The sequence below is a fragment of the Reyranella sp. genome (genome assembly GCF_965249915.1).
GTDB lineage: Bacteria > Pseudomonadota > Alphaproteobacteria > Reyranellales > Reyranellaceae > Reyranella.
Window position 1 is genome coordinate 872,917 of record NZ_OZ252257.1, and the last position, 26,888, is coordinate 899,804.

Below are 26,888 nucleotides of genomic sequence, written 5' to 3' on the forward strand. Positions count from 1 at the left end.
TCAGCGCCAGTTCTTCTTCTTCTTCCAGCGGCGTTCGCCGCGGGCGCTCTCTTCCTTGGCGCCGAGATAGAATTCCTGGATGTCCTTGCTGTTCATCAGCCGCTCGCAGGTGTCGTCCATCACGACCCGGCCGACTTCGAGCACGTAGCCATAGTGGGCCGTCTCGAGCGCCATCTTGGCATTCTGCTCGACCAGCAGGATCGACGTGCCTTCCTCGGCATTGACCCGGCGGATGATGCTGAAGATCTCCTTCACCAGCAGCGGCGACAGGCCGAGCGAGGGCTCGTCGAGCAGCAGCAGCTTCGGCCGGTTCATCAGCGCGCGGCTGATCGCCAGCATCTGCTGCTCGCCGCCGGACAGCGAGCCGGCCGGCTGGTCGATGCGCTCCTTGAGGCGCGGGAAATAGGCGAAGACCTTTTCCAGGTCGCGGGCCACGCCGTCGCGGTCCTTGCGCAGGAACGCGCCCATCGCGAGGTTCTCGCGCACCGACAGGAAGGGGAAGACCTCGCGGCCTTCCGGCACGTGGCTGAGGCCCAGCCGCACGATCTTGTCGGCATCCATGCGCTGGATCGCCTTGCCCTCGAACTCGATCGTGCCCTTGAGCGGGTCGAGTACGCCGGAAATGGTCTTGAGGATGGTCGTCTTGCCGGCGCCGTTGGCGCCCAGCACGGTGATGATCTTGCCGCGCGGCACGGCGAGGCTGACGCCGCGGATCGCCATGATCGGGCCGTAGTAGCTCTCGATGTTGGAGACCTTGAGGATCGGGTCGTCGCTCATGTCCGCTCCTCTCAGGCGCCGAGATAGGCCGCAATGACGTCGGGATGCGCCTGCACCTCGGCCGGCGTGCCGGAGGCCAGCACCTTGCCGTAGTTCAGCGCCAGCACGCGGTCCGACACGCGGTTGACCAGGGTCATGTCATGCTCGACCATCAGCACCGTGACGCCGAGTTCGGTGCGGATGTCGCGGATCCAGAACGACATGTCGTCTGTCTCCTCGACGTTGAGGCCGGAGGAGGGCTCGTCCAGCAGGATCAGCTTCGGCTCCGAACAGAGGGCGCGGGCAACCTCGACCACCTTGCGCACCCCGTAGGGCAGGCCGGCGATCAGCTTGTCGCGATAGGCCTGGAGGTCGAGGAACTCGATCACCTCCTCGACCTTGCGGCGATGCTCCTTCTCGGCCCGCCGCACCGACGGCAGGAACAGGATCTCCTGCCAGAGCTGCGTGGTGGCGTGGCAATGCCGTCCGACCAGGAGATTGGCCAGCATCGAGGCATTCTCGAACAGCTCGATGTTCTGGAAGGTGCGCGCGATGCCGAGCTTGGCGATCTGGTGCGCCGGCACCTCGGTGATGTCGCGGCCCTCGAAGAACAGTTTTCCCGAAGTCGGATCGTAGAGGCGCGAGATCAGGTTGAAGATCGAGGTCTTGCCGGCGCCGTTGGGGCCGATGATGGTGAAGATCTCGCCCTTCTCGACGCTGAAGCTCACGCTGTCGACCGCCTTGAGGCCGCCGAACTGCAGCGAGATGCCGTCGACCGTGAAGAAGCTCATCGATTGCGCTCCGACTTCACGTAGGTCTTCTGTCGCTTGAAGGTGGCCTTCTTGTAGAGCGGGAAGAGCTGGAAGAAGAGCTTCACCTTGAGCCAGCGCCCGTAGAGGCCGTAGGGCTCGAACAGGATGAACATCATGATGATCAGGCCGTAGATCGCGCCCTTGAGGCCGGCCGCCGAGCCGATCGCCGACATGGTGTCGCGCAGCTTGCCGGCGGCGTCGGGCGCCATGCCGAGCGTGGTGGCGAGACTGGCGCCCAGCACCGGCACGTCGTCCTTCAGCGCCGTCAGGAAGGGATCGACCATGACGATGAAGATCGCGCCCAGCACGGCGCCGTGCACGCCGAAGGCGCCGCCGATGATGATCACCATGATGAACTCGATCGAGAGCAGCAGGGTGAACATCTCGGGCGAGATGAAGGACATCTTGTGGGCGAACAGCACGCCCGCCATGCCGGTCAGCGCGGCGCTAATGGCGAAGGACTTCACCTTGTAGCCGGCGAGGTCGATGCCCATGCTCTTGGCCGCGGTCTCGGAATCGCGGATGGCGATGAAGGCGCGGCCGGTCGGCGAGCGCAGCAGGTTCAGCGCCAGCAGGATCGATCCCACCAGCACCAGCAGGCAGAGGAAGTAGAAGGCGTCGCCGTCGCGCGGTATCGGCTGGCCCAGGAAATCGAGCGTGCGGACCCGCATGCCCTCGTTGCCGTGCGTCACCGATTCCCAGCGCGCCAGGATCTCCTCGACGATGAAGGCGAAGGCGATGGTGGCGATCACCAGGTAGATGCCGCTGAGGCGCAGGGCCGGGAAGCCGACCATCGCTCCCACCGCGCCGGTGATGATGGCCGCTGCCGGGAAATAGACGATGAAGGAGATGCCCTGGCTCTGCAGAAAACCGGCGGTATAGGCGCCGATCGCCAGGAAGGCAGCGTGGCCCAGCGAGGCCTGGCCGGTGAAGCCGGTGAGGATGATCAAGGCCACGCCGACGATGGCGTAGATGAACACAAAGACGATCTGGCTCTGCAGGTAGCTGCCGACCAGGTAGGGGAAGGCGATCAGCGCCGCCAGCAGCACGCCGTACGACCACCAGTATCCGCTGTGCTTCAGCAGGCGGATGTCCTGGTTGTAGTCTGTCTTGAAGACAAAACGCATGGGCTCAGACCTTCTTGCGCATGCTGGGGCCGAACAGCCCATGCGGCCGGACCAGCAGGACGATCAGCAGCACGACGTAGGGGGCGACGTCCTTCCAGCCCTGCGGCAGGTAAAAGCCGGCCAGCGTCTCGATGACGCCGATGATCAGGCCGCCGATGACCGCGCCGGGGATCGAGCCGAAGCCGCCCAGCACCGCCGCCGGGAAGGCCTTCAGCCCCAGTGCAAGGCCGACATTGGAATGGATGAAGGTGATGGGCGCCAGCAGCACGCCGGCGGTCGCCGCCACCGCGGCGCTGATCGCCCAGATCAGCGACACGACCCGTTTTACCGGGATGCCCATGTAATAGGCCGCCAGCATGTTCTCGGACGTGGCCCGCATCGCGGTGCCCATCCGCGTGTAGTTGAAGAAGGCGTAGAGCACGGCGCACAGGATGACGGTGGCCACGATCACCGACAGCTTGTCGTGGGCGATCACCAAGTCGCCAAGCTTGAAAACGCCGGTCGAGAAGGGGGTCTCGATCTTCAGATCGTCGGTACCCCAGATCATGCCGGCGACCGAGCGCAGGAAGTATCCCAGCCCGATCGTCGCCATGACGATGGAGAATTGCGGGTAGCCCAGGATCGGCCGGATCAGGATTCGTTCGGTGGCCATGCCGAACACCGCCATGGCGCAGACCGCGAACAGGAAGCCCAGCCAGTAGTCGAGGCCCATCAGGCCGATGAAGGTGAAGACGAAGAAGCCGCCCAGCATCATCAGGTCGCCCTGGGCGAAATTCACGACTTCCGTCGCCTTGTAGATGAGCACGAAGCCCAGTGCGATGAGGCCGTAGACGCAGCCGAGCGCGATACCGCTCACCAGCTGCTGGATGAAGTCGAGCATTCCCTAACCCTGTAAACCGGCCGTTTGGTGGCTTCGCGTTTAACGTGAATCATAAGACATGGCGGCGCTGCGGAGAGTCAATGGATTTTCAACGGGCGCGCTGTACTGTTGAACGATCGAACGCTCGTTACCGGAGAATTCCATGTCGCTCGCCGAGCAGGCCATCCTGTCGAGCCGCCCGCCGTCGCCCTTCTACACCGAGGAGCATGAGGCGTTCCGGAACACCGTCCGCCGCTTCGTCGATCGCGAGCTCATGCCCCATGTCGACCAGTGGGACGAGGCCGAGGAATTCCCGCGCGAACTCTACCGCAAGGCCTCGGCCGCGGGCCTGCTGCAACTCGGCTTTCCCGAAGAGTATGGCGGCGTCCCCACCGATCCCTTCTTCGGCATCGTCAAGGCCGAGGAGATGGCGCGCCACGGCAGCGGCGGACTCAACGCGAGCCTGAACAGCCACACGATCGGGGCGCCGCCGATCGCCGCGCTGGGTCCGGAATGGATGAAGCGCAAGGTGCTGCCCGAGGTCCTGGCCGGCGAGAAGATCAGCGCGCTCGCCATCACCGAGCCCAGCGGCGGATCCGACGTCGCCAACCTCAAGACCACGGCGCGGCGCGAGGGCGACCACTATGTCGTCAACGGCTCCAAGATGTTCATCACCTCGGGCATGCGCGCCGACTACTACACCGTCGCGGTCCGCACCGGCGGGCCGGGTGCGGGGGGCGTCTCCCTGCTGCTGATCGAGCGCGACCGGGAAGGCTTCGCGCGCACCAGGCTGAAGAAGATGGGCTGGTGGGCGTCCGACACCGCCCAGCTGTTCTTCGACAATGTGAGAGTGCCGGTCGAGAACCTGATCGGCGAGGAGAATCGCGGCTTCATCGGCATCATGCTGAATTTCAATTCCGAGCGGCTGGGCATGGCGGCCGGCGCCTGCGGCTACGCCAGGGTCTGCCTCGACGAGGCGATCGCCTATGCCCGCGAGCGCCACACCTTCGGCAAGCCGCTGATCGCCAACCAGGTCGTGCGCCACCGGCTGGTCGACATGGCGATGCGCATCAACGCCGCCAAATCGACACTCGAACTGCTGGCGTATCGGGTCGGGCAGGGCGAGAAGCCGGTCGCCGAAATCTGCATGCTGAAGAACCTCGCGACGTCCACGATGGAGTATTGCGCCAACGAGGCGATGCAGATATTCGGCGGCGCCGGCTACCTGCGCGGCGCCAAGGTCGAGCGCATCTATCGCGAGACCAAGGTCATGTCGATCGGTGGCGGCTCGACCGAGATCATGAAGGATCTCGCCGCCCGCCAGATGGGGTTTTAGATGGAAAAGGACGCGCGCATCGCGCTGTTCCAGCAATGGTTCTCCGACAACATCCCGCACAACAAGGCGCTGGGCCTGAAGGTGATCGGTGCCTCGCGCGGCTTCGCCTCGATGCAGCTCGAGTGGCGTGAGGAGCTGGTGGGCAATCCCGAGACCGGCGTGCTGGCGGGCGGTCCGCTCACCGCCATGCTCGACGGCTGCTGCGGCATGTCGGTGGCCACCATGCTGAAGGCGCCGGAGCCCTTCGCGACCCTCGACCTGCGCATCGACTATGTAAGGCCGGCCGAGCCCGGCAAGCCGGTGATCGCCGAGGCGGAGTGCTATCGCATCACGCGGTCGGTGGCCTTCACCCGCGCCTTCGCCCATCACGGCGATGCCAAGGACCCGATTGCGGCCGCCGCCGGCACCTTCATGCTGGGCACCAAGGGCAAGGCGACCCGGCCGCCGCTGGGCGACAAGCCATGAGCGCGCTGCTCACCCGCCTTGCGGAGGCGCGGAAGGAAGGCAACGTCGCCCGTCTCGCCGAAGCCATTCCCTATGCGCGGTGGATGCAGATCGCGCCCGAGAACGGCACCGGCGAGCTGCTGACCCGCATGCGCTATCACCCGGAGCTGATCGGCAACACCTTCCTGCCGGCGATCCATGGCGGCACCCTCGGCGCCATGCTCGAGATGGCCGCGATCTTCCATCTCCTGTGGGAGACCGAAACCGAGACGGTGCCGAAGATCGTGAACATCACCGTCGACTATCTGCGCTCGGCGCGACCGGTCGACGTTATCGCCTGCGCCAAGGTGACGAAGCAGGGCCGGCGCATGGTCAACGTCTTCGCCGAGGCCTGGCAGGAAGATCGGTCGCGTCCTGTCGCGACGGCCAACGCCCACTTCCTCGTGAAGTCCGACGCCGACGCCCCGCCATCGCTTTAGCAGATCACCCCCGCGGATTGCTCAGGTCGACGCCGTACTGCCTGGCATTGCGCGCCATGTAGTGATCGCGGCCGTGGACGGGCTCGCCGCGGACGGCGGCGTCTATCATGTCGACGAAGGTATGCCAGCCCATCGCGTTGAGCTTGACGAATGATTCCAGGACCGGGAGGTGCTCCAGCGTCAGGAGGGTGCCTTCGACGGAGGCTGCCAACGTCAGGATGACGTAGGATTCGGGGTAGGGCGAGGTCGCGTCCCCCGGATTGTACACGTTCCATGTATAGGCGAGCCGGCCCGGCGGTTGCCACTGCGTGACGACGCCCCGGATGTGGCCGCCCATCAGCGAGACGGCGCCGCCGACCCTCGGCTCGATGCTGCCCTCGCCGTACCAGCCGGGCAGGCGGCCGGGGTCGGACAGGAAACCCCATGCCTGCGCGGGCGGGCCGGGAAGGTGCCGCTCGAAGCGCACCATATGCGCATGGGTGAATTGCGCGCCGTCGCTCATGGACTTTCCTGCCTCTTGCCTTAAAGAAAACGCCGCACATGGATTACGAATCGCTCAAAACCCCGGCCGACGACGTCGTTCGTGACGGCGCCAGCTTCGAGGCCTACCGGCTTCCAGGCGACTTGATCGATTCACAACACCCGATAATCGTGGCCTACGCAAGGCGCGTGGCTGGGGACGGCAGTGACCGCGAGAAGGCACTGCGTCTGTACTACGCCGTGCGCGACGAGCTGCGCTACGATCCCTACAACACGCCGATGAAGCGCGACGCCTACCGGGCGAGCACCACCGTGGCGGCGGGACACGGATACTGCGTGAACAAAGCGGGCGTCATGGCCGCGGTCTGCCGCGCCGCCGGGATTCCCGCCCGGCTGGGCTATGCCGACGTGCGCAATCACATGACGACACAGCGGCTGTCGGAGCTGATGGGCAGCGACGTCTTCTACTATCATGGCTACACCGATGTCTGGCTCGATGGCCGCTGGGTCAAGGCGACGCCCGCATTCAACCGGGAACTCACCGACAAGTTCGGCCTGAAGCCGCTGGATTGGGATGCGGTGGGCGATTCGATCTACCACCCGTTCGATCTCAGCGGCCGGCGTCACATGGAATATCTCGCCTATCGCGGCGTGTTCGCCGACATCCCGTTCGACGAGATCCGCGGCGCCTTTCGCCACTACTACCCGCGCATGACGAAGGCGCAGGAGGAGATGGCGCTGGGCGGCGATTTCGGCGCGGAAGGTGCGGCTGAGGCAACCGGCGGGGCGAAGAGCAAGTGAACCTGACACCGCGGTCGCCCGCTTACATCGCGCTGCTGGTGGCGCTGGGCAGTTTCGGCCCCCTCACCATGAGCATCTACACGCCGGTGATGCCGTCGGTCGGCCACGAGCTGCTGGCGACGCCGGACAATGTGAAGCTGACGCTCACCACCTACATGCTGGGCTTCGCGGTGGGACAGCTGTTCTACGGCCCGCTGAGCGACCGCTACGGGCGCCGGCCGGTCCTGCTGGGCGGCCTGCTGTTCTTCACCATCACGAGCTTCGCCTGTTCCTTTGCCCCCTCGATCGGCGGGCTGATCGGGCTGCGCATCCTGCAGGGGCTGGGGGCGGCCTCCGGATCGGTGCTGGGCCGCGCGCTCACGCGCGACGCCTACACGTTCAAGGAGATGCCGCTGGTCATGAGCTGGATCTCGCTCGGCCAGAACATCGCCCCGTCGCTGGCGCCGACGATCGGCGGCTTTCTGGGCGAATGGTCGAGCTGGCGGGCGACCTTCTGGTTCGTGGGCGGCTTCGGCGCGATCCTGTTCCTGGTGACGCTGGCGGGCCTGCGCGAGACCAACAAGTTCCGCAGCGAGCGGATCGACCTGTCGAGCCTGTTGCGCGGTTCGGGCGAAATGCTGCGCGACCGCCGCTTCCTCGGCCACATCCTGCCGCTGGGCTTCGCCTTCGCGCTGAACTTCGGGATGCTGGCGGGCGTGCCCTTCGTGCTCCAGGAAAGCATGGGCTTCAGCCCGCGCGAGTTCGGCCTGATCGTGCTGCTTTCGGTCGGCGGATTCACGCTGGGCACCTTCGTGAACAACCGTCTGGTCGGCCGCGTCGCGCCCGTCGACATCATCATGTTCTCCGGATGGTTTCACGTGGCGGCACTGATCGGCATGGCGGCTCTTTCGCTGTCCGGCATCGTCACCTGGTGGGCCATCGTCGGCCCGCACATGCTGCTGAGCTTCGGCACGGGCATGATCGTGGCCAACGCCAATGCCGGCGCCGTGGGTCTGTATCCGCGTCTGGCCGGCACGGCCTCGTCGCTGGCCGGCCTTGCGCAGATGGGCATGGGCGCCATGGGCACGGTCGCGGTCGCGGCCCTGACCGTGGTCGGCAGCCGCTACATCGCGATGCCGATGGTGATCGGGCTCACGCCGTTTGCGATCGCCACGGTGCTGAGCGCCCGACTGTTGCGCGGCGAACCGCGCGCCCCGAAACTGGATCGTTAGAAGAGGGAGAGAGAAGACAATGACGAACATGTTGAAGGACAAGGTCGTGCTGGTGACCGGCGCGGGCGGCGGCATCGGCCGCGAGATGGCGCTGCTGGCAGCCAAGGAAGGCGCCAAGGTCGTGGTCAACGATCTCGGCGGCGCGGTCGACGGCGAGGGCAGCGGCAGCGCGACGGCGGCCGAGAAGGTCTGCGAGGAGATCAAGGCGGCCGGCGGCCACGCCGTCCCGAACGGCGACAGCGTGTCCGATCCCGCCGGCGCGGAGCGCATGGTCAAGGCGGCGGTCGAGAATTTCGGCCGCATCGACGGCGTCATCAACAATGCCGGCATCCTGCGTGATCGCATCTTCCATCGCATGAGCCACATGGACTGGAAGATGGTCATCGACGTCCATCTCAACGGCTCGTTCAACACCAGCCGCGCGGCCGCCAACTACTTCAAGGAACAGAAGTCCGGCGCCTTCGTGCACTTCACCTCGACCTCCGGCCTCGTCGGCAACTTCGGCCAGGCCAACTACTCGGCGGCCAAGATGGGCATCATCGGCCTGTCGCGCTCGATCGCGCTCGACATGGCGGCGTTCAACGTGCGCTCCAACTGCATCTCGCCGTTCGCCTGGACGCGCATGATCGGCACCATCCCCGCCGACACCGAGGCCCAGAAGGCGCGCCTGGAGCGTTCGAAGAAGATGACCCCGGCCAAGATCGCGCCGATGGCGGTCTACCTCCTCTCGGACTCGGCGCAGGAGCAGGGCATCACCTCGCAGATCTTCGGCGTGCGCATGAACGAGATCATGCTGTTCAACGCCAACCGCCCGGTACGGTCCGTGCATAACTCCGAGGGCTGGACCCTGGAGGACATCGCCGAGCACGCGGTGCCGTCGATGAAGCCCTACTTCACCGACCTGAAGCGCTCGCCCGAGTACTTCACCTGGGATCCGATCTGAGCCGAAAGGACTGATGACGATGGCTGCCGAGCGTATGAAGAACGAGCCCAGGATCGATCCCAAGGAGATCCTGGAGGGGATCGTCGAGTGGATCGAGATCGAGAGCCCGAGCCACGACGCGAAGGCAGTCAATCTGATGGTCGACAAGGTCGAGGGCCAGTGCCGGGACCTCGGTTTGGACCTGTCGCGCACGCCGGGGCGGGACGGTTTCGGGGACATCCTCGAGGCCAGGACCCCGGCGGAGTGGAGCACGGGACAGGGCAAGGGCATTCTGGTCCTTGCCCATCTCGATACGGTCCATCCGCACGGAATGAAGGAGAGGGAGCTGAAGATCCGCCAGGAGGGCGACAGCGTCTTCGGTCCCGGCATCTACGACATGAAGGCGGGCGGCTATATCGCCTACTACGCGCTCCGGCACCTCGTCCGTCAGGGCAAGCGCACCAAGCTGCCCGTCACCTTCCTGTTCATTCCGGAAGAAGAAGTCGGCAGCCCGACCTCGCGCGCCCGCATCGAAGAGGCTGCAAAGGGTCACAAATACGCGCTGGTCATGGAACCGGGCCGCGACGGCGACAAGGTCGTGACCTCGCGCAAGGGCGTCGGCCGCTTCACGCTGACCGCGAAGGGCCGCGCCGCCCATGCCGGCGTGCGTCACGAGGATGGCCGCAGCGCCATCCTCGAGATTGCCCGGCAGATCGTGCGCATCGAAGAGAAGACCGACTATGCCCGCGGCATCACCTGCAACGTCGGCCTGATCCGCGGCGGCTCGGGGGTCAACGTGACGCCGGCCGAATGCTCGATCGACGTCGACCTGCGCGTGCCCAGCATGCAGCTCGCCGAGGAGATGACCCACTGGTTCCTGAACCTCGAGCCGATCGGCAAGGAGGTCGAGCTGACGGTCGAGGGCGGCATGAACCGGCCGCCCTACCAGAAGGATGCCGGCATCACCGATCTCTTCCAGAAGGCGCAGGCGATCTATCGCGAGATCGGCAAGGAGCTGAACGACGTGCCGCTGACCGGCGGCGGCAGCGACGGCAACTTCACCGCCGCTCTCGGCATCCCGACGCTCGACGGGCTGGGCGCCGACGGCAAGGGCGCCCACGCCGTCACCGAACAGATCTACTATTCGTCGCTGGAGCCGCGCACCTACCTCTGCGCGCGCCTGCTGGAGACGCTGGAGTAGGATTTATTGGAGCGCGCCACTCCAGTGGCGCTCAAACTCAAGCAATGAGCGCCACTGGAGTGGCGCGCTCCAATGAGTCAGTACGCCGCCGTGAAGCGCTTGTGCAGGTGCTTGGGCTTCTCGATTTCGTTCAGGATGGCGACCGCGAAGTCCTCGCGGCTGATGGCGCTCTGGCCGTCCTCGTCCTCGAGCAGGTGATCCTTGCCGAGGCGGAACTTGCCGGTGCGGTCCCCCGGCTGGATCGATGCCGGGGGCGAGATCGCCGTCCAGTCGAGGTCCTTGGCCTTGCGCACTTCTTCCAGCGCCAGCGACGCAGGCTTCGAGGTCGGAGGCTGGATGCCGCGATCGGCCATGTGGTCGAGATGGGTGCGGCCGTCGGCCCGCAGCAGGCTGCCGGCGCCGACCACGAACAGGACGCGCTTCACACCGCTCTTGCGGACCGCCTCCAGCACGTGATGGACGCTGGCCTCATTCCACTTCACGGAGGCGACGATGATGTCGTGCCCCTTGAGGATGGCCGACATTGAGACGACGTCGGTCGTGCTGCCCTGCCGGATGGTCATGCCGGGGCGCGGCTTCAGCTTGGAGGCGTCGCGCGTGATGGCGGTTACGCTGTGCTTGCGGGCAAGCGCTTCGTCGAGGACGCGGCTGCCGATATTGCCGGTGGACCCGATCAGGGCGATGGCGGTCATTGCGGAATTCCCTTCATGAGGTCGCGCAGGGCCGCCACGGTCTCCGCCGGCGCCTCCTGCGGGACGTTGTGGCCGATGCGCGGCAGCATTCGCCGTTCGTAACCGCCGGTGAACTTGTCGGATTGGCCGTCGCGGTCGGACGCGGGCCCGACGCCGTCGGCGGCGCCGTGGAGATTGATGGTGGGCACCGCGATCGCGGGTTGCTTCGCCAGTCGGGCCTCGAGAGGCTCGAGCGCGGGATCGCCCTTCGTGTAGCCGTAGCGGTGCCGGTAGGACTGGATCACCACGTCGACGAAATCCGGATTGTCGAACGAGGCCGCAGTCGCCTCGAACGTCGCGTCGTCGAACTTCCATTCCGGCGACCACAGGCTCCACAACAGCCTGCACACGTCGCGGCGATTTTTGTGGAGCCCGGCGCGTCCGCGCTCGGTGTTGAAATAGTATTGGTACCAGAGCCGGTGCTCGGCTGCGGCCGTGGCGGGCTCGACCGAGGCCGCGATGTTCTGCAGGTTGTAGCCGGTGCAGCTCACGAGGCAGCGCACCCGCTCGGGCCACAGCGCCGACACGATGCAGGCCGCGCGACCGCCCCAGTCGTAGCCGGCGAGGGCGGCCCGCTGGATCCCGAGCGCATCCATCAGCTGCAGCAGGTCGTGACCCAGGGCCGCCTGTTCGCCCGACCGGGGCGTTTCGGGCGACAGGAAGCGGGTCGGGCCATAGCCGCGCAGATAGGGCACCAGCACCCGATTGCCGTCGGCTGCCAGCGCCGGCGCCACCTGGTCGTAGGCGCGCACGTCGTAGGGGAAGCCGTGCAGCAGGATCACGGGGGCGCCGTCGGCAGGCCCGTGTTCCTCGTAGGTGACGTCGAGAACGTCGGTGCGGATGGATTTGCGGTGCATATGCTGAACATATAGCGGCCCCGGGCCGCCGTTGACAGTCGCGCGTGCCGCGACCAGCCTCGAAGAATGAGTCGGATCGGCGATTTCCTGTCCCTGGAGCAGATGCGCAGGCTCGGCGCCAAGTCGAACCTGGTCGGCGGGCTGCTCGTCCTGCATGCCTGGGCGCTGATCGCGGGCAGCATGGTGCTGTTCGCCTGGTGGCCCAACCCGTTCACCTTCCTGCTCGGTGTCATGGTGATTGGCGGACGCCAGCTCGGCCTCGCCATCCTGATGCACGATGCCGCCCACGGGTTGCTGTTCGCCGATCGCCGCCTGAACGACCGGGTGGGAAGCTGGTTCTGCGCCTTCCCGGTGTTCACCAGCCTTACCCTCTACCGGCCCTATCACCTGCAGCATCACCGCTTCACCCAGCAGGCGCAGGATCCCGACCTCGGCCTGTCCCAGGCCTTCCCGACCAGCCGGACCAGCTTGCGGCGCAAGATCGTGCGGGATCTCACCGGGCAGACGGCGTTCCTGCGGCGCGGGGAGCAAATCCGCCGGGCGCTCGGTCCCGCCGATGCGCCGCTGGGCGTGCAGCTCGGGACTCTGTGGGCCAGGGAGAAAGGCTCTCTGGTCGCCAATCTCGTCCTGTTCGCCGGCCTATCGGCCGCCGGCTATTGGTGGCTCTACCCTGTGATGTGGCTCCTGCCGCTCGCCACCTGGTACCAGCTGGTCAGTCGCATCCGGAACATTGCCGAGCACGCGGTCGTGCCGGACAACGACGATCCGTTGCGCAACACGCGAACGACATACGCCAATCTGCTAATGCGGCTGCTGGTGGCGCCCTATTGGGTGAACTACCACCTCGAGCATCACCTGTTCCTGTTCGTGCCCTGCTGGCGTCTGCCCCAGGCGCATCGCGCGTTGCTCGAGGCCGGCCGCGGCCCGTCGATGGAGCTGAAGCCTGGCTATCTCGCCGTCCTGAAGGCGGCAACGTCCGGACCGGCGACCAACGGGCGCGGTCGCGGCGAACGGGGCACGCAGCACATTTGAGTTCCGCCCTTGCCGGACGGGGCGGAGGGCAAAAGAAAAAGGCGGCCCGCAGGCCGCCTTCTCGATTCGTATTTCCTTCGCCTGCCTACTGGGCCGGGCAGGGGTAGATGTTCATCTCGGGGCCGAGATCGTACGGCGGCGGCACCTGGGCGAGCGCCGTCACCTTCGGATCCATCGCCCAGTCGAAGGCGCGCTTGCCGCGTGAGCAGAATTCCTTGTCCGTCGGCGCGCGCTGCGCCGTGCGGTTGGCGACCTCGGTCACGAACACGTCGGTGTTGAAGCGCTTGCGGCTGGCGATCTGGGACAGCGAGCGCGAATTGGTGGCGAACTCTTCGCGGTACTTTCCGACGAAGTCGGCATAGATCTTTTCGTAGGCGCGGGCGCCGCCAGGACCTTGGCACTGCAGGGTAATGACATTCAGTTCCTGCTGCACCATGCGCGCGCGCACGATCGACAGGTCGGCCTCGTTATAGCAGATGGCCCGGATCTGGCCGGCGGGAGGCGTCGCCGGAACGGGCGCCTGGTAGTCGGCCGCGGGCGGCTTCACGGGCGCAGCCGCTGTCTTGGACTCGCCGAGCGTGCAGGCGCCCAAGGCGAGGACACTCCCCGCAAGAATTGCCGACTGTGTAAGCCTCTTGAACATCCGTAAACTCCAAACGCCGTTGGCCGGAAACCGCCAGCGGGTACAACAGTTAGCCGCCCGTTTCAAACGCTAATACCAATTGCGGGACCAGATGCGCCTATTTCCCTCAATTCTCAACGTAAAGCTTTGGTGAGCGCCCGATCGAAGATCTCGAGACCCAGGTCTATTTCGGCCTCCTCGACGGTGAGGGGCGGTGCAATGCGGAAAATCCCGAAGCCGCCGCGCACCGTGCTGGTCATCATCCCCAGTTCCAGGCAGTTCCGCGCGACCTTCTGGGCGAGTTCAGGGTCAGGCTGGCGCGAGCGGCGGTCCTTCACGAGGTCCAGCCCGAGCAGGAGCCCGCGGCCCCGTATGTCGCCGATGCAGTCGTGGCGCTGCTGCAGTCCCTGCAGACCGGCCTTCAACCGGGTGCCGAGAGTTGCCGCGCGCTCCGTGAAACGATCCCGGAGAATGACCTCGATGACCTTCAGGCCGACGGCGGCGGGCAGCGGATCGGAGGCGTGCGTCGTATAGAACAGGAAGCCCCGCTCGGCGGCGACATCCTCGATTTCCGGTGTCGTCAGCATGGCCGCCAGGGGCAGGCCGGCGCCCAGCGTCTTGGACAGGGTGAGGTAGTCTGGCACCACCCCGTCCCGCTCGCAGGCAAACAGGGTGCCGGTTCGTCCCAGACCCGTCTGCGCCTCGTCGAAAATCAGGTGCATGTCGCGCTCGCGGCACTTCGCGGCCAGCGCCGCCATCCACCCTTCCGGCGGTTCGAGGACCCCGCCGGAGCTCAGGATCGGCTCGACGATGCAGGCTGCCAGCGCGCCGCTCGACTGCCGGTCCACCAGTTCGAAGCCGAAATCGAGCTCCCCTTGCCAATCGTAGACGCCGCGATCGTCGATAAAGCGCGAACGATAGGTATCCGGTGCCGGCAGAACCAGGGCGCCGGGCTGGGGTGGGCCGTAGCCCTTGCGGCTCGACGAGTAGGTTGCCGACGCAGCCCCTCCGGTGACCCCGTGCCACGACCGGCTCATCGCCACGATCTCGTGCCGGCCGGTCACCAGCTTGGCCATGCGCAGCGCGGCCTCGTTCGACTCGCCGCCGGTCGAGACCAGCAGCACGCGGTCGAGGCGGCCGGGCGACACCCTGGCTATCAGCGCCGCCAGGTCGACGACGGGCCGCGACAGGATCGTCGAGTAGAGATGATCGAGCTCGCCGATATAGTGCCGCGCCACCTCGACGATCTCGCGGTGGCTGTGGCCCAGGATGGCGCTCATCTGGCCCGAGGTGAAGTCGAGGATTTTCCGGCCGTCGGCGTCGGTGAAGTAATTTCCTGCCGCGCTCTCGGCGATGAGCGGCGCGAAGGCGCCGCCATAGCGCACCAGATGGGCGTTGGCCCTGGCCCAGAAATCGGGATCGGCGTTGCGGCTCATGCAGCCTCCAGCGCGGCCTTGACCAGCGGCATGCGGTCGTTGCCGAAGAACATGTCGTTGCCGACGAAGATCGTCGGGCTGCCGAAGCCGCCGCGGGCGATCAGCTCGTCGGTATTGGCGCGCAGCCGCGCCTTGCAGGCCTCGCTCTCGATGCCGGCAAAGAAGCGCTGGCGCTCGATGCCGGCCTTCAAGGCGATGTCGGCCAGCACGTCCTCCTTCGCGAGGTCGCGGTCGTCGCCCCAGTAGGCCTCGAAGGCGGCCGTGGCGTAGGGCACGAGCTTGCCCTCGTCGAGCGCCACGAAGGCGCCGCGCATGCACTTCACGCTGTTCACGGGAAACACCGTCGGCGGGAACTTGATGGCGAGCCCGTACAGGCGGGCCCAGTCCTGCATGTCCTTCTGCATGTAGGCCTGCTTGCGCGGATTGGGCTTGGCGCGGCTTTCGTAGACCGTCTGGTTGACGGCATTGAACACCCCGCCCACGAGGATCGGCTTCCAGACGATCTCGGCTGCCGCTGCTTTCGCCAGGGGCTGGATCGCGTGAAACGCCAGATAGGTCCACGGGCTCGAGCAATCGAAGTAGAAGTCCAGAGTTCGCGCCATTTCGTCCCTCCGCCGCCGGTTGCCTTGTCGTTGCCACAGCTGGCGCGTATCTTGCAAATCCATGACGGTACCGGCTGGCCAGTGTAGAGAAATGGGCCCTAAAAAGATTGCCATCGTCGTGCATCAGGAGCACTCGCGGCCCGGACGGGTCGGCGCACTGCTTGAGAAGCGCGGTTTCGAACTGCACCGACTGTGCCCCAATCTGGGGTGCAATCTGCCCGAAGACATGTCCGACTATGCGGGCGTCGTGGTCTTCGGCGGTCCCATGTCGGCCAACGATTGCGGCACCCTGGCCGGCATCAAGTGCGAACTCGAGTGGATCCCCAAGGTCGTCGATGCCGGCGTTCCCTTTCTCGGATTGTGCCTGGGCGCCCAGCTCCTGACGCGCGCCGCCGGTGGTCGTGTGGCGCCGCATCCCGAGGGCGTGGTCGAGATCGGCTATGTCGACGTCGAGCCGACCGAAGCGGGCCGCGCCTGGTTCCGGTCGCCGATGAAAGTCTATCAGTGGCACCGTGAGGGCATGACCATTCCGGATTGCTGCGAGCTCTTGGCCACCAACGAGCGCTACCCCGTGCAGGGTTTCCGCTGCGGTCCCAACGCTTTCGGCTTCCAGTTCCATCCCGAGGTGACGCTCGAGATGAAGACAATCTGGACGCTGAAGGCCGCCGAGCGCCTGAAGATGCCGGGCGCGCAACAGCGGGGTGTCCATCTCTCGATGCATGCCCTGTACGATCCGCCGCTCGACCGCTGGATCAACGGCTTCCTAGATCGCTGGCTCGCCACCGATCAGCGGATCGCGCCGGCGTCGAAGGAAGTTCCCGTGCTCCGGACCGAGTTCGCCGCCGCCGCCGACTAGCCCCTCGATGGTCCTGCGCCCGGCCTTGGGCTAGTGTCTCCGCCAATCAAGAGGAGACGCTGAATGATATCGGGTGCGCTGATTTTCGTGCTGGCCGTCGTTCTCGTGGCGCTGGTGCTGATCTTCGCCGGCGTCAAGACGGTGACGCAGGGCACGAACTGGACGATCGAGCGGTTCGGCCGCTACACGCGCACGCTGGCGCCGGGGCTGCATTTCATCGTGCCCTTCGTCGACACGGTCGGCCGCAAGATGAACATGCAGGAGAACGTCCTCGACATTCCGGCGCAGAAGGTCATCACCAAGGACAATGCCACCGTGCAGGTCGACGCGGTGGCCTTCTATCAGGTGGTCGATGCCGCCCGCGCCGCCTACGAGGTCCAGAACCTGCACCTCGCCATCACCAATCTGGCGCTGACCAACATCCGCTCGGTCATGGGCAACATGGCGCTCGACGAGGCCCTGTCGAAGCGCAACGACATCAACAACACGCTGCTGGCGGTCATCGACCAGGCGACCGGTCCCTGGGGCGTCAAGGTCCTGCGCATCGAGGTCAAGGACATCGCCCCGCCGGAAGACATCGTGGTGGCGATGGGCCGGCAGATGAAGGCCGAGCGCGAGAAGCGCGCGACCATCCTCGAGGCCGAGGGCGTGCGCGAATCGAGCATCCAGCGGGCGCAGGGCGAGAAGCAGGCCGCGATCCTCACCGCCGAGGGCCGCCGCGAGGCCGCCTTCCGCGACGCCGAGGCGCGCGAGCGCATGGCGGAGGCGGAGGCCAAGGCGACCTCGGTCGTGGCCGAGGCGATCGCCGGCAACGGCGTGCAGGCGACCAACTACTTCCTCGGCACCAAGTATGTCGAGGCGCTGGCGAAGATGGGCTCCAGTCCCAATGCCAAGGTGTTCTTCCTGCCCGTCGAGGCGGCGGGAGTCATGGCCTCGATCGCCGGCATCGGAGAACTCGCGAAGGAGGCCCAGGGACGCGGCGCCGAGGCCGCGCGCCATCGCGGCTCCGTCCCCAACGCGGGCTAGACGGCGATGTTCAAGATCGTCTTCTGGTACTGGTGGGCGGTCGCAGCCGTGCTGCTGGTTTTCGAGATGATGCTGCCCGGCGTCGTCTTCCTCTTCCTCGCCATCGGGGCAGCGGCCGCCGGCCTGTTCCTGCTGGTCGTGTCCGATCTGTCGATCGAGCTCCAACTCCTGACCTTCGCGGTGATCTCCGTCGTGGCCGCCGTCGGGCTGCGCCGGACGCTGCGTCGCCTGCAGCACGCCGACAATCCCGCGACGTCGACGCTCAATGCCCGCGGCGAGGCGCTGGTCGGCCGGATCATCGTGCTCGACGAGCCGATCCTGAACGGTCGCGGCCGCGTCATCCTCGGCGACGGCAGCTGGAGCGTGACCGGCCCCGACATGGTCCGGGGCGCCAAGGTGCGCGTGAAATCGGTGAGCGGCACCGAGCTGGCCGTGGAGCCGGCGCCGTGAAGCGCCGGTCGCTGCTGGCGCTCCCGGTCCTGCTCGCGCCGCTGGCTGGCCACGCGCAGACGCCTTATCCCACGAAGACGGTCCGCCTGATGGTGGGCGCCAATGCTAGCGGCGGCACCGACATCGTGGCCCGCATGCTGGCGGACAAGCTCGCCGAATCGATGAAGGGCACCTTCGTCGTCGAGAACAAGCCGGGGGCCTCCAACACGATCGCGGCCGACCTGACGGCCAAGGCGCCGCCCGACGGCCATACCATCCTGGTCGCCACCAACACCGGGCAGGCGATCGCGCCGCATCTGCTCAAGCTCGGCTTCGATCCGATCAAGGACCTGATCCCGATTGGCCTGGTGGTGAGCGTGCCCAACGTCCTGGTGGTCGGCGCCGCGGTACCGGTGAATACCGTGGCCGAGCTGATCGCCGCCATGAAAGCCCGGCCCGGCGAGTTCAAGTATGCCTCGTCGGGTGTCGGCAGCACGCAGCATATCGCGGGCGAGGCCTTCGACATGGCGGCGGGCGTGAAAGGGATGCACGTGCCCTACAAGGGCAGCGCCCAGGCGCATCTCGATATCATCGGCGGCAACGTGCAGATGATGTTCGACACGACCTCCTCGTCGATGGGCCAGATCAAGGCCGGCAAGTTCAGGCCGCTGGCCGTCACCTCCGAGCGCCGCAGCAGCGAGTTGCCCGACGTGCCGACGCTCGCCGAGTCCGGGCTGTCCGGCTTCGACATGACGACCTGGTACGCCGTCTACGTGACCGCGGGCACGCCGCCCGACGTGGTCGCCAGGCTGCAGGCCGAGCTGGCGCGAATCGTGGCGCTGCCCGACGTGCAGGCGAAGCTGCGCGGACTTGGCGGCGAACCCGGCACGATGAGCGTCGAACAGTTCGCGCGCTACAATGCCCAGGAGTACGAACGTTTCGGCCGCCTTATCCGCGAGGCCAATATCAAGCCGGAGTGACTCCCAGGCCGAGACTTTCGTCATCTCGACCGGAGCACCGAAGGTGTGGAGCCGAGAGATCTTCTCTCGACGATTTGCCGGCTTATGGTTGAGGGTAGGTCTCTCCGGTTCGCCTCGTGTAGTTTATCCCGAGGTAGTCGATGGGCGAGGCTACGGTCGAGACGACGGAGGTTTTCCAGCCTGCTTGCCAATAGTTAACCAATAAGTTAAGTGTAGCCCAACAGGAGGATCGCGATGGAACGGTCTTACGGCTGGGTGATCGTCGGTGCGGGCGCGCTGATGGGATGCGTGGCGATCGGGGCGCTGTTCTCGCTGGCGGTGTTCCTTCAGCCCATGTCGGAAGCGACGGGCTGGTCGCGCACCGGCATTTCGAGCGCCATGACGCTCGATTTCCTGACGATGGGCGTCGCGGCTTTCGGGTGGGGCGCCCTCAGCGACAAGTTCGGGCCGCGCATCGTCGTCCTGTCGGGTGCGCTCCTGCTGGGCCTTGGCCTGGCGCTGGCCAGCCGGGCCACCAGCCTGCTCGAATTCCAGCTCCTCTACGGCATCGTGGTCGGCATTGCCGCCGGTGCGGTGTTCGCGCCGATGATCGCCACCGTCACCGGCTGGTTCGACAGGCACCGCAGCCTTGCCGTCTCGCTGGTCTCGGCCGGGATGGGCGTGGCGCCGATGACCATTTCACCCTTCGCGCAGTGGCTGATCTCCGCCTACGACTGGAGAACGGCACAACTCACCATCGCGATCGTCGCCTGGCTTCTCCTGGTGCCGGCCGCGTTGCTGGTCCGCCGTCCGCCTGAGACGGCGGCCGCATCGCCCGGCAGCCCGGCGGAAGGCGGGGAGGGCATGACCGTGGGGCGGGCGCTGCGTTCGCCGCAGTTCATCGTGCTGTCGCTCACTTTCTTCTGCTGCTGCGCCGCGCATTCCGGCCCGATCTTCCACACGGTGAGCTACGCGCTCGCCTGCGGCCTGCCGGCCATGACGGCCGTCACGATCTACAGCGTCGAAGGGTTGGCGGGCCTGGGCGGCCGCGTCCTGTTCGGGCTGCTGGGCGACCGGTTCGGCGCGCGCCGGGTCGTCGTCGCCGGGCTGATGGTCCAGGCGGTGGGGGCCGGCAGCTACTATTTCACCCGCGACGCCGGGGAGTTCTATGCCGTCGCCGTCCTGTTCGGCATGGCCTATGGCGGGGTGATGCCGCTCTATGCCGTGCTGGCGCGGGAATACTTTCCCCTGCGCATCATGGGAACGGTGTTCGGCGCTGCCGCAATGATCTCCAGCCTCGGCATGGCGCTGGGCCCGGCGGTCGGCGGGTGGATCTTCGATACCTTCCACGGCTACGGCTATCTCTACGTCGCGTCGTTCGGCATGGGACTGGCGGCCGTCGCCATCGCGCTGGCCTTCCCGACGCCATCGGCCGCCCGGAACGCCCCGCAAGCCCAGCCGGCATAGGCCGGACAGGCCGTCAAAAAGCCGGAATCCGGCAAATAAACGAAACAAACGAAATAAACGAAACAATCGAAACCGGAGTCGCACCCTCCCGAATCCGGGGTCGCGACGACCGTTGACGGATCAATGTCTGTCGCGGGTGTGCTGAAAGCCCGTTTCAAGCCTGCAAAATCTGCGCAGCATGCGCAACGCGGGCGCCACTCTGCGAGTTGATCGGGGAACAGAACCCGGAGAATCCGATGAAAGTAGCCCTGACCGGCCTGCTGGTCCTCGCGGTCGTTGGCAGCGCCGCCCATGCCCAGCCCCAGCGTTTCAACTCCGACTTCAGCACGATGCAGGAGGCGGGCCCGCCGGTCGCCGGCGGGGGCGGTGCGACGGCCGGACCGAACTGGAAAAACCAGGCCAACCTGCCGATGCCGGGGTCCGAGGAGATCAGCGAAGTGCCGCGCAACCGCGAGTTCCCGCTCCTGGACACGCCGATTCCCGCGCGGCCGGCCGCACCCCCGGCCGCCGTCCCGCCGGCACGCGCTCGCCAGTAGCTACGGGGACTCGCTAGATGATGGCGTCGCCATCCTTCAGGAAGGCTTCGAGGGCGCGCTCGTGCGGCTCGAGATCGAGGCCCTGCGCGGCGACCCACTCGTCGTTGTAGTAGGTGTGGCCGTAGCGTTCGCCGGCGTCGCAGATCAGCGAGACGAGGGAACCCGTACGGCCCTCGGCCTTCATGCGTGACGTGAGGATGCAGAGCGCCACGAAGTTGGTGCCGGTGGAGCCGCCGACCTTGCGACCGAGCAGGCGTGAGAGAACCCTCATGCCGGCCAGCGACTGGGCGTCGGGCACGCGCATCATGCGATCGATCATGTTGGGCAGGAACGACGGCTCGACCCTGGGACGCCCGATCCCCTCGATGCGCGAGCCGCGTTCGCAGGTCGCCTGGAGGTTGCCCGTGGCGAACGCTTCGAAGAAGGAAGAGAACTCCGGATCGGCCACGCACAGGCGGGTGGCGTAGCGCATGTAGCGGATATACCGGCCGAGCGTCGCCGTGGTGCCGCCGGTGCCGGCGCTCATGACGATCCAGGTCGGCACGGGATAGCGCTCGCGGCTCATCTGCTCGAAGATCGATTCGGCGATGTTGTTGTTGCCACGCCAGTCGGTCGCCCGCTCGGCATAGGTGAACTGGTCGACGTAGACGCCGCGCAGCCCGGTCGCCAGCGCTTCGGCGGCGGCGTAAATCCCGCGACCGTCGGCGACCAGATGGCACTTGCCGTGCTGGCGTTCGATCTCCGCGATCTTTTCTGCCGAGGTCGATGCCGACATCACGGCATGGAAGGGCAGGCCCAGCAGGCGGGCGAAGTAGGCCTCCGAAATCGCCGTCGACCCCGAAGAGGCCTCGACGATCGGCGTGTCCTGGCGGATTCGGCCGTTACAGATCCCGTACAGGAACAGCGAGCGGGCCAGCCGGTGCTTGAGGCTGCCGGTGGGATGGGTCGACTCGTCCTTGAGATAGACGTCGATCCCCTCGAGCACCGGCAGGTCGAGCCGCAGCAGATGCGTATCGGCCGACCGGCGCTGGTCGTTGCGGATCAGCTCCAGGGCGCGGCGGGACCATTCGGCATCGTTGTGACGGGCGACCGCCTCGTCGAGAAGCTGCATGTGCGTCATGGACCGCCCGCCCGTACCCGGTTCCCGGCGTCAGCCGCCGATGATCTTCTTCTCGATCATGCAGTGGATGCCCTTGTTGCCGTCCACCGTCTGCGTGACGTGCAGGTCGGCCTGCAGGCTGCAGAGCATGTAGGCGTCTTCGGGCTTGAGGCCGGTCTTGGCGGTGATCAGCCGGATCATGTCGCGCAGGGCTTCCTTGGCGGCGTCGTCGAGGTCCTGATCGAAGCCGTGGGTGATCCAGTGGGTCGCCGTCTCGGCGCGCGGGTTGTTGAGCTTCATGCCCTTGTGCAGCGTGAACTTGAAGGTACCGCTCAGGCTGGTCTCGAGCGCTGTCAGGTTGACCTCGCCGTCACCCTGCACGCCATGGCCGTCGCCGGTCGAGAACAGGCCGCCATCGGCAAAGACGGGGAAGTAGACCGTGGTGCCGACCCGGAAATGCTTGTTGTCGATGTTGCCGCCGAAGGCGCGCGGCTCGACCGAGCTGCACTGACCCCATTCCGGCGGCGGGGCGACGCCCATGATGCCGAAGAACGGCTTGAGCTCGATCTCGGTGCCCCAGGGCATGGTGCAGACGCCACGGTTGGAATCGATCGGAATGTGGGTCAGGCGGTAGAAGGGGAAGTCCTCGGGCAGGGTGCCCATCAGCGGCCGCTGCACGTTCCAGCCCCAGTTGGTGCGGAACTTGATGTCGAGCACTTCGACCGCCAGAACGTCGCCGCGCTCGGCGCCTTCGACATGGACGGGCCCGGTCAGGATGTGCCGGCCGATATGCGGCTTCAGCTTGGAGAGGATCTCGCGATGCTCGGGAAGCACGTTGAACGGCTCGCCGGGCAGGATCTCGGCGGCGCCCGAAACGCAATGGATCGTGGCCGTATCGCCCGACTTGATGCGGAGCTGCGGCGGGAGCTGGCTGTCGAAATAGCCCCAGTGGCAGGTCTCGGGCGAAGAATGCAGCTCGTGGTTGGCCATTTCGATCCTCAAATGTAGTGTCCTGCGCCCGAAGCACATACCGTGCCCGGGGAATCATCTCAAATCGGCCGAGAATGTCACCGTGAACTACCGCCACGGCTATCACGCCGGGAACTTTGCCGACCTGCTGAAGCACACCGCGCTCTGCGAACTGCTGCGCCTGCTGACGGCCAAGGACAAGAAGCTGTTCGTGCTCGACACGCATGCCGGGGCCGGGGGCTATGATCTCGCCAGCTCGCAGGCGCGCCGCACGGGCGAGGCGGAGGCCGGCATCGGGCGCCTGATGGCCGAGAGCCGGACCGGAATGCCCGCTTCCGTCCTGCGTTATCTCGCGGCCGTACAGGCCTACGCTCGCAAATTCGGCCCCGCGGGCGGCGCGCTCCATCGCTATCCCGGCTCGCCCCGACTGGTCCGGGCGGCCCTGCGGCCGGGCGACCGGTTCGTCGCCTGCGAGAAGCATCCCGAGGAGGCGCTGCTGCTGAAGCGGGAGTTTGCCGGCGACCGCGCGGTCGAGGTGCGGCAGGCCGATGGCTATCACGCGATCAAGTCGACACTGCCCCCCGTCGAGCGCCGAGCCCTGGTGCTGATCGATCCGCCCTTCGAGGCGACCGACGAATTCGAGATCCTGGCGCGCGCCGTGCGGCACGGGCTGCGCCGCTTCGCCACCGGCTGCTACGCGATCTGGTACCCGATCAAGGACGAGGCGACGGTCTCGTCCTTCGTCGCGTCCCTGGCGGAGGTGGAATACCTGCGCATGGAACTCGAACTCGGGCCGCGCACGCCCGAAGGGAAGCTTGCGGCGTGCGGGCTGATCGTGATCAATCCGCCCTGGAAGTTCGAAGAAGCGATGCGTGAGGCGCTGCCGTGGATCGCCGCCCATCTCGGGGAGGGCGCCAGGTCGAGCTTCTTCGCGTCGCCGAAGGGTGCGCCGCCCCAGGCCTGACCAGCGATCTCGCGACGCTACTTCTTGCCGTTGCCGCTTTTCTCCGGCCGCCACCCCCAGGCTTCGTAGGCGGCTTCGAGGATCTTCGGGTCCAGCGCATGGTCGCCGATCTCGACGCCTTCGCCCAGCCTGTCGGCGATGATCCGCAGGCCCTTCAGGCGGGCGTGCATCTTCTCGTCGCTGGCAATGACATGCCAGGGAGCATGCTCGGTGTCGGTGCGCTCCAGCATGTCGTCGTAGGCATCCAGATACTGCTTGCGCTTGGCGATGTTGCGAAAATCCTCGAGGCCGATCTTGTAGTGCTTGCTGGGCTTGCTCAGCCGCTCGATCATCCGCCGCTTCTGCTCCTCGGCGCTCACATGCACGAGCAGCTTCACGATCCGAACCCCGTCGTCGGCGAGCTGGCGCTCGAACTCGTTGATCTCTCGGTAGGCGCGCTCCCAGGCCGACTTCTCGCAGAAGCCCTCGATCCTCTCCACCAGGACGCGGCCGTACCAGGTGCGGTCGAAGATCGCCCAGTTGCCGGGCGCCGGCAGCCGGTTCCAGAAGCGCCAGAGATAATGCCGGCCCTGCTCTTCGGGAGTCGGCGCGCCGATGCGCCAGACCTGCACCGATTTCGGCTCCAGTCCCGCCACCAGCCGTTCGATCAGGCCGCCTTTGCCGGCGGCGTCCCAGCCATCGAGGCAGATCAGCGCGCGACCACCGGTGCGCAGATGGTGGATCTGAAGTTCGAGCAGCCGATCCTGCAATTTCTTGATCTGGCGTTCGTAACTTTGCTTGTCGATGGGACCGTCGATCATCTCGATCTTGTCCAGCCGTGGCCATTTGCCCATTCGGTCCTCCTGCCCGGATCGTGACAGCGGCGTGGCGTGGAGGCAATGCAGGGAGATTGACAGCGCTAACCGGCGCGACGACTAATCTTCGCCGATGGCCGAAACGGAACCCACAATTCGCTACACCGAGCACGCGGGCAAGCCCGTCGTGGAAGTCGGCGGCACCTGGACGGTGTTCAGCGTCCGCGGAATCCGCAAGAAGGCCGAGAGCGCCCTCGCGGCCGCCGGTACCCGCTCGAAGGATCGTCGAGCCGTCGATGCGACGGGCCTGGAGAGGGTCGATACCGCCGGGGCGCTCGAAATCCTGGAAATCGCCGGGTGCGGACCGGATGCCGAGGTGAAGACCCGGAACGAGTCGCAAGCCGCCCTCTTCAAGGTGGTCCGCGAGAACATGTGCCAGGCCCAGCCGGACCGTAAGGTCAACTGGCTGGCGCACTGGCTGGAGGAGATCGGCCGGGGAACGATCGATTTCTACAAACAGGTCCTCAATCTCTGCGCCTTCTTCGGCGAAATCCTGGTGGTCGTCGTCGAAGCCATTCTGCAGCCCAAGCGCTTCCGGCCGAACGCCATCATCCAGCAGATGTACGAGGTCTGGATCCGGGCGCTCGTGATCGTGGGCGTGCTGTGCTTCCTGATCGGCGTGGTCATCGCCTACCAGGGCGTCCAGCAGCTTCGCCAGTTCGGCGCCGAGACCTTCACCGTCGAGGCGGTCGGTATCGGCATGTTCCGCGAGCTGGGGCCGCTCCTGACGGCGATCATCGTCGCCGGCCGCTCGGGCAGCGCCTTCACGGCCCAGATCGGCACGATGCAGGTCAACCAGGAGGTCGATGCGATGCGCACGATCGGCCTCAATCCCGTCGAATGGCTGGTCCTGCCGCGCATCAGCGCGCTGCTGATCTCGATGCCGCTGCTGGCCTTCTGGGGCGACATGGCGGGCCTGCTGGGCGGCGCGGTGGCCTGCACCGTCTATCTCGACTTCACCTTCGTGCAGTTCTTCGACCGGCTGCGCGACACGGTCGGCGCCTGGCATTTCTACACCGGCATGATCAAGGCGCCGGTATTCGGCATCGTGATCGCCACGATCGGCTGCTTCGAGGGGCTGCAGGTCCGCGGCAGTGCCGAGAGCGTGGGGCAGCTCACGACCAAGTCCGTGGTCGAATCGATCTTCTGCGTGATCGTGCTGGACGCGGTGTTCTCCGTCATCTTCCTGCTCGCTGGCGTCTGATGGCCGAAGGCGCCAAGGCGGAAGGGGGGCAGATCGTCGATCACAGCGACGGCCGGGAGGTCGTGCTGCGCCTGCGTGGCATCCGAACGCAGTTCGGCGACAAGGTGATCCACGACAATCTCGATTTCGACGTATTCCGCGGCGAGATTGTCGGTCTGGTCGGCGGTTCGGGTACCGGCAAGTCCGTGCTTCTGCGGACCATCATCGGGCTGAACGAAGCACGGGAGGGCACGATCGAGATGCTGGGGGTCGATACCAAGACCCTGCACGGCAAGGCCCAGCGCCAGATGTTGGCCCGTACCGGCGTCCAGTTCCAGGACGGTGCGTTGTTCTCCTCGCTCACCGTCACGGAGAACATCATCGTTCCGATTCGCGAGCATGCCGAGCTGGAAGAACAGACGATGCGCGAGATCGCGGCGCTGAAAGTGGCTCTGGTCGGCCTTCCGGCCGATACCGGGGACAAGAAGCCGTCCGAACTCTCCGGTGGCATGCGCAAACGTGCCAGCCTCGCCCGCGCGCTCGCCCTCGATCCGGAACTCCTGTTTCTCGACGAACCGACGGCAGGCCTCGATCCGATCGGCGCGGCGCACTACGACGAACTCGTCAAAGGCCTGAGCCGCAACCTCGGGCTGACCGTTTTGATGGTCACGCACGACCTCGATAGCCTGAATGCAATTTGCGACCGCATTGCAGTCCTGCTCGACAAGCGCGTCGTGGTGGGTACGATGGCGGAGTTGCTGGAATACGATCATCCCTGGGTCCGGGAATATTTCCACGGACCGCGAGGGCGCGCATCGCGGCGGGAGCAAAAGTAGTA

At 66.2% G+C, this 26,888-nt stretch carries 30 protein-coding genes; 17 read left to right on the forward strand and 13 right to left on the reverse strand.

Going from position 1 to position 26,888, the window contains the following annotated elements; genetic code table 11:
• Genes ACP15H_RS04260 through ACP15H_RS04275 form a run of 4 tightly spaced genes read right to left on the reverse strand, consistent with a single transcriptional unit; the run spans position 1 to position 3,575 of the window.
• Complete coding sequence (locus ACP15H_RS04260; protein WP_425064979.1) at positions 1-777, reverse strand: ABC transporter ATP-binding protein; 777 nt, start codon at positions 775-777, stop codon at positions 1-3.
• Positions 778-788: 11 nt separating this feature from the next.
• On the reverse strand, positions 789-1,547 hold the full coding sequence (locus ACP15H_RS04265) for an ABC transporter ATP-binding protein (RefSeq protein ID WP_425064980.1): 759 nt from the start codon (positions 1,545-1,547) through the stop codon (positions 789-791).
• Complete coding sequence (locus tag ACP15H_RS04270) at positions 1,544-2,695, reverse strand: branched-chain amino acid ABC transporter permease (RefSeq protein WP_425064981.1); 1,152 nt, start codon at positions 2,693-2,695, stop codon at positions 1,544-1,546. Before ACP15H_RS04270 ends, ACP15H_RS04265 begins: the two co-directional genes overlap by 4 nt.
• Positions 2,696-2,699: 4 nt before the next feature.
• Entirely contained in the window at positions 2,700-3,575 is an 876-nt protein-coding gene (locus ACP15H_RS04275; RefSeq protein ID WP_425064982.1) for a branched-chain amino acid ABC transporter permease, read from the reverse strand.
• A 142-nt stretch (positions 3,576-3,717) separates the two neighbouring features.
• Here ACP15H_RS04275 and ACP15H_RS04280 point away from each other — a divergent pair, with 142 nt between their 5' ends.
• Genes ACP15H_RS04280 through ACP15H_RS04290 form a run of 3 tightly spaced genes read left to right on the forward strand, consistent with a single transcriptional unit; the run spans position 3,718 to position 5,813 of the window.
• Positions 3,718-4,890 (forward strand): acyl-CoA dehydrogenase family protein, encoded by a 1,173-nt coding sequence (locus ACP15H_RS04280; protein ID WP_425064983.1) that lies wholly within the window; start codon positions 3,718-3,720, stop codon positions 4,888-4,890.
• Entirely contained in the window at positions 4,891-5,355 is a 465-nt protein-coding gene (locus ACP15H_RS04285; RefSeq protein ID WP_425064984.1) for a PaaI family thioesterase, read from the forward strand.
• Positions 5,352-5,813: a PaaI family thioesterase gene (locus ACP15H_RS04290; RefSeq protein WP_296327942.1), complete on the forward strand. Its 462-nt coding sequence runs from the start codon at positions 5,352-5,354 to the stop codon at positions 5,811-5,813. Before ACP15H_RS04285 ends, ACP15H_RS04290 begins: the two co-directional genes overlap by 4 nt.
• A gap of 4 nt (positions 5,814-5,817) precedes the next feature.
• Here ACP15H_RS04290 and ACP15H_RS04295 read toward each other — a convergent pair whose 3' ends face one another.
• Complete coding sequence (locus ACP15H_RS04295; RefSeq protein WP_425064985.1) at positions 5,818-6,315, reverse strand: SRPBCC domain-containing protein; 498 nt, start codon at positions 6,313-6,315, stop codon at positions 5,818-5,820.
• A gap of 38 nt (positions 6,316-6,353) precedes the next feature.
• Here ACP15H_RS04295 and ACP15H_RS04300 point away from each other — a divergent pair, with 38 nt between their 5' ends.
• The 4 genes from ACP15H_RS04300 to ACP15H_RS04315 are packed head-to-tail and all read left to right on the forward strand — an operon-like array spanning position 6,354 to position 10,428.
• Entirely contained in the window at positions 6,354-7,094 is a 741-nt protein-coding gene (locus tag ACP15H_RS04300) for a transglutaminase-like domain-containing protein (protein WP_425064986.1), read from the forward strand.
• Entirely contained in the window at positions 7,091-8,305 is a 1,215-nt protein-coding gene (locus ACP15H_RS04305; RefSeq protein ID WP_425064987.1) for a multidrug effflux MFS transporter, read from the forward strand. Before ACP15H_RS04300 ends, ACP15H_RS04305 begins: the two co-directional genes overlap by 4 nt.
• Positions 8,306-8,324: 19 nt before the next feature.
• Positions 8,325-9,248, forward strand: a complete 924-nt coding sequence (locus ACP15H_RS04310) for an SDR family NAD(P)-dependent oxidoreductase (protein ID WP_304850311.1) — start codon at positions 8,325-8,327, stop codon at positions 9,246-9,248.
• Between the two features lie 19 nt (positions 9,249-9,267).
• Positions 9,268-10,428, forward strand: a complete 1,161-nt coding sequence (locus tag ACP15H_RS04315; RefSeq protein ID WP_425064988.1) for a M20 family metallopeptidase — start codon at positions 9,268-9,270, stop codon at positions 10,426-10,428.
• 77 nt (positions 10,429-10,505) lie between these two features.
• Here ACP15H_RS04315 and ACP15H_RS04320 read toward each other — a convergent pair whose 3' ends face one another.
• A complete protein-coding gene (locus ACP15H_RS04320; RefSeq protein WP_422028995.1) occupies positions 10,506-11,120 on the reverse strand; it encodes an NAD(P)-dependent oxidoreductase in 615 nt (204 codons plus the stop codon).
• Positions 11,117-12,016: an alpha/beta fold hydrolase gene (locus tag ACP15H_RS04325; protein WP_425064989.1), complete on the reverse strand. Its 900-nt coding sequence runs from the start codon at positions 12,014-12,016 to the stop codon at positions 11,117-11,119. Before ACP15H_RS04325 ends, ACP15H_RS04320 begins: the two co-directional genes overlap by 4 nt.
• Positions 12,017-12,082: 66 nt before the next feature.
• On the opposite strand from ACP15H_RS04325, the gene ACP15H_RS04330 reads away from it, so the two are divergent.
• The gene (locus ACP15H_RS04330; RefSeq protein WP_425064990.1) at positions 12,083-13,048 is read left to right on the forward strand and encodes a fatty acid desaturase family protein; all 966 of its coding nucleotides are present in this window, start codon (positions 12,083-12,085) and stop codon (positions 13,046-13,048) included.
• 85 nt (positions 13,049-13,133) lie between these two features.
• Here ACP15H_RS04330 and ACP15H_RS04335 read toward each other — a convergent pair whose 3' ends face one another.
• From ACP15H_RS04335 to ACP15H_RS04345, 3 genes are all read right to left on the reverse strand, one after another.
• Positions 13,134-13,691, reverse strand: coding sequence for a hypothetical protein (locus ACP15H_RS04335; RefSeq protein WP_425064991.1), 558 nt, complete (start codon positions 13,689-13,691; stop codon positions 13,134-13,136).
• Between the two features lie 113 nt (positions 13,692-13,804).
• Positions 13,805-15,106, reverse strand: coding sequence for an aspartate aminotransferase family protein (locus ACP15H_RS04340; protein WP_425064992.1), 1,302 nt, complete (start codon positions 15,104-15,106; stop codon positions 13,805-13,807).
• On the reverse strand, positions 15,103-15,708 hold the full coding sequence (locus ACP15H_RS04345) for a 2-hydroxychromene-2-carboxylate isomerase (RefSeq protein ID WP_425064993.1): 606 nt from the start codon (positions 15,706-15,708) through the stop codon (positions 15,103-15,105). The genes ACP15H_RS04340 and ACP15H_RS04345 overlap by 4 nt, the downstream gene beginning before the upstream one ends.
• Before the next feature lie 91 nt (positions 15,709-15,799).
• Between ACP15H_RS04345 and ACP15H_RS04350 the strand changes: the two genes are divergently transcribed.
• The 6 genes from ACP15H_RS04350 to ACP15H_RS04375 all read left to right on the forward strand — a co-directional run bounded on the left by ACP15H_RS04350 (position 15,800) and on the right by ACP15H_RS04375 (position 20,981).
• Complete coding sequence (locus tag ACP15H_RS04350) at positions 15,800-16,564, forward strand: glutamine amidotransferase-related protein (RefSeq protein WP_425064994.1); 765 nt, start codon at positions 15,800-15,802, stop codon at positions 16,562-16,564.
• Positions 16,565-16,630: 66 nt separating this feature from the next.
• Positions 16,631-17,590: an SPFH domain-containing protein gene (locus ACP15H_RS04355; protein ID WP_425069859.1), complete on the forward strand. Its 960-nt coding sequence runs from the start codon at positions 16,631-16,633 to the stop codon at positions 17,588-17,590.
• A gap of 6 nt (positions 17,591-17,596) precedes the next feature.
• Positions 17,597-18,040, forward strand: coding sequence for an NfeD family protein (locus ACP15H_RS04360; protein ID WP_425064995.1), 444 nt, complete (start codon positions 17,597-17,599; stop codon positions 18,038-18,040).
• The gene (locus tag ACP15H_RS04365) at positions 18,037-18,999 is read left to right on the forward strand and encodes a Bug family tripartite tricarboxylate transporter substrate binding protein (RefSeq protein ID WP_425064996.1); all 963 of its coding nucleotides are present in this window, start codon (positions 18,037-18,039) and stop codon (positions 18,997-18,999) included. The genes ACP15H_RS04360 and ACP15H_RS04365 overlap by 4 nt, the downstream gene beginning before the upstream one ends.
• Before the next feature lie 234 nt (positions 19,000-19,233).
• A complete protein-coding gene (locus ACP15H_RS04370; RefSeq protein ID WP_425064997.1) occupies positions 19,234-20,445 on the forward strand; it encodes an MFS transporter in 1,212 nt (403 codons plus the stop codon).
• A 236-nt stretch (positions 20,446-20,681) separates the two neighbouring features.
• Positions 20,682-20,981, forward strand: a complete 300-nt coding sequence (locus ACP15H_RS04375; RefSeq protein ID WP_425064998.1) for a hypothetical protein — start codon at positions 20,682-20,684, stop codon at positions 20,979-20,981.
• 13 nt (positions 20,982-20,994) lie between these two features.
• On the opposite strand, the gene ACP15H_RS04380 is transcribed toward ACP15H_RS04375, so the two are convergent.
• Together ACP15H_RS04380 and ACP15H_RS04385 are read right to left on the reverse strand one after the other, a co-directional pair.
• Positions 20,995-22,101 carry a PLP-dependent cysteine synthase family protein gene (locus ACP15H_RS04380; RefSeq protein WP_425064999.1) on the reverse strand — a complete coding sequence of 369 codons (1,107 nt, stop codon included), beginning with the start codon at positions 22,099-22,101 and terminating at the stop codon, positions 20,995-20,997.
• Positions 22,102-22,131: 30 nt separating this feature from the next.
• A complete protein-coding gene (locus tag ACP15H_RS04385) occupies positions 22,132-23,070 on the reverse strand; it encodes an acetamidase/formamidase family protein (protein WP_304850336.1) in 939 nt (312 codons plus the stop codon).
• Positions 23,071-23,152: 82 nt separating this feature from the next.
• Here ACP15H_RS04385 and ACP15H_RS04390 point away from each other — a divergent pair, with 82 nt between their 5' ends.
• Entirely contained in the window at positions 23,153-24,013 is an 861-nt protein-coding gene (locus tag ACP15H_RS04390) for a 23S rRNA (adenine(2030)-N(6))-methyltransferase RlmJ (RefSeq protein WP_425065000.1), read from the forward strand.
• Between the two features lie 17 nt (positions 24,014-24,030).
• On the opposite strand, the gene ACP15H_RS04395 is transcribed toward ACP15H_RS04390, so the two are convergent.
• The gene (locus tag ACP15H_RS04395) at positions 24,031-24,846 is read right to left on the reverse strand and encodes a polyphosphate kinase 2 family protein (protein WP_425065001.1); all 816 of its coding nucleotides are present in this window, start codon (positions 24,844-24,846) and stop codon (positions 24,031-24,033) included.
• 94 nt (positions 24,847-24,940) lie between these two features.
• Here ACP15H_RS04395 and ACP15H_RS04400 point away from each other — a divergent pair, with 94 nt between their 5' ends.
• Entirely contained in the window at positions 24,941-26,071 is a 1,131-nt protein-coding gene (locus ACP15H_RS04400; protein WP_425065002.1) for an MlaE family ABC transporter permease, read from the forward strand.
• Entirely contained in the window at positions 26,071-26,886 is an 816-nt protein-coding gene (locus ACP15H_RS04405) for an ABC transporter ATP-binding protein (RefSeq protein ID WP_425065003.1), read from the forward strand. Before ACP15H_RS04400 ends, ACP15H_RS04405 begins: the two co-directional genes overlap by 1 nt.
• The last annotated feature ends 2 nt before the right edge of the window (positions 26,887-26,888 follow it).

Bases quoted from the DNA above. Each gene is read 5' to 3' on its own strand.
- ACP15H_RS04260 (WP_425064979.1), bottom strand. From the start codon at position 777: ATGAGCGACGACCCGATCCTCAAGGTCTCCAACATCGAGAGCTACTAC.
- ACP15H_RS04265 (WP_425064980.1), bottom strand. From the start codon at position 1,547: ATGAGCTTCTTCACGGTCGACGGCATCTCGCTGCAGTTCGGCGGCCTC.
- ACP15H_RS04270 (WP_425064981.1), bottom strand. From the start codon at position 2,695: ATGCGTTTTGTCTTCAAGACAGACTACAACCAGGACATCCGCCTGCTG.
- ACP15H_RS04275 (WP_425064982.1), bottom strand. From the start codon at position 3,575: ATGCTCGACTTCATCCAGCAGCTGGTGAGCGGTATCGCGCTCGGCTGC.
- ACP15H_RS04280 (WP_425064983.1), top strand. From the start codon at position 3,718: ATGTCGCTCGCCGAGCAGGCCATCCTGTCGAGCCGCCCGCCGTCGCCC.
- ACP15H_RS04285 (WP_425064984.1), top strand. From the start codon at position 4,891: ATGGAAAAGGACGCGCGCATCGCGCTGTTCCAGCAATGGTTCTCCGAC.
- ACP15H_RS04290 (WP_296327942.1), top strand. From the start codon at position 5,352: ATGAGCGCGCTGCTCACCCGCCTTGCGGAGGCGCGGAAGGAAGGCAAC.
- ACP15H_RS04295 (WP_425064985.1), bottom strand. From the start codon at position 6,315: ATGAGCGACGGCGCGCAATTCACCCATGCGCATATGGTGCGCTTCGAG.
- ACP15H_RS04300 (WP_425064986.1), top strand. From the start codon at position 6,354: ATGGATTACGAATCGCTCAAAACCCCGGCCGACGACGTCGTTCGTGAC.
- ACP15H_RS04310 (WP_304850311.1), top strand. From the start codon at position 8,325: ATGACGAACATGTTGAAGGACAAGGTCGTGCTGGTGACCGGCGCGGGC.
- ACP15H_RS04315 (WP_425064988.1), top strand. From the start codon at position 9,268: ATGGCTGCCGAGCGTATGAAGAACGAGCCCAGGATCGATCCCAAGGAG.
- ACP15H_RS04320 (WP_422028995.1), bottom strand. From the start codon at position 11,120: ATGACCGCCATCGCCCTGATCGGGTCCACCGGCAATATCGGCAGCCGC.
- ACP15H_RS04325 (WP_425064989.1), bottom strand. From the start codon at position 12,016: ATGCACCGCAAATCCATCCGCACCGACGTTCTCGACGTCACCTACGAG.
- ACP15H_RS04330 (WP_425064990.1), top strand. From the start codon at position 12,083: ATGAGTCGGATCGGCGATTTCCTGTCCCTGGAGCAGATGCGCAGGCTC.
- ACP15H_RS04335 (WP_425064991.1), bottom strand. From the start codon at position 13,691: ATGTTCAAGAGGCTTACACAGTCGGCAATTCTTGCGGGGAGTGTCCTC.
- ACP15H_RS04340 (WP_425064992.1), bottom strand. From the start codon at position 15,106: ATGAGCCGCAACGCCGATCCCGATTTCTGGGCCAGGGCCAACGCCCAT.
- ACP15H_RS04345 (WP_425064993.1), bottom strand. From the start codon at position 15,708: ATGGCGCGAACTCTGGACTTCTACTTCGATTGCTCGAGCCCGTGGACC.
- ACP15H_RS04350 (WP_425064994.1), top strand. From the start codon at position 15,800: ATGGGCCCTAAAAAGATTGCCATCGTCGTGCATCAGGAGCACTCGCGG.
- ACP15H_RS04360 (WP_425064995.1), top strand. From the start codon at position 17,597: ATGTTCAAGATCGTCTTCTGGTACTGGTGGGCGGTCGCAGCCGTGCTG.
- ACP15H_RS04370 (WP_425064997.1), top strand. From the start codon at position 19,234: ATGGAACGGTCTTACGGCTGGGTGATCGTCGGTGCGGGCGCGCTGATG.
- ACP15H_RS04375 (WP_425064998.1), top strand. From the start codon at position 20,682: ATGAAAGTAGCCCTGACCGGCCTGCTGGTCCTCGCGGTCGTTGGCAGC.
- ACP15H_RS04380 (WP_425064999.1), bottom strand. From the start codon at position 22,101: ATGACGCACATGCAGCTTCTCGACGAGGCGGTCGCCCGTCACAACGAT.
- ACP15H_RS04385 (WP_304850336.1), bottom strand. From the start codon at position 23,070: ATGGCCAACCACGAGCTGCATTCTTCGCCCGAGACCTGCCACTGGGGC.
- ACP15H_RS04395 (WP_425065001.1), bottom strand. From the start codon at position 24,846: ATGGGCAAATGGCCACGGCTGGACAAGATCGAGATGATCGACGGTCCC.
- ACP15H_RS04400 (WP_425065002.1), top strand. From the start codon at position 24,941: ATGGCCGAAACGGAACCCACAATTCGCTACACCGAGCACGCGGGCAAG.
- ACP15H_RS04405 (WP_425065003.1), top strand. From the start codon at position 26,071: ATGGCCGAAGGCGCCAAGGCGGAAGGGGGGCAGATCGTCGATCACAGC.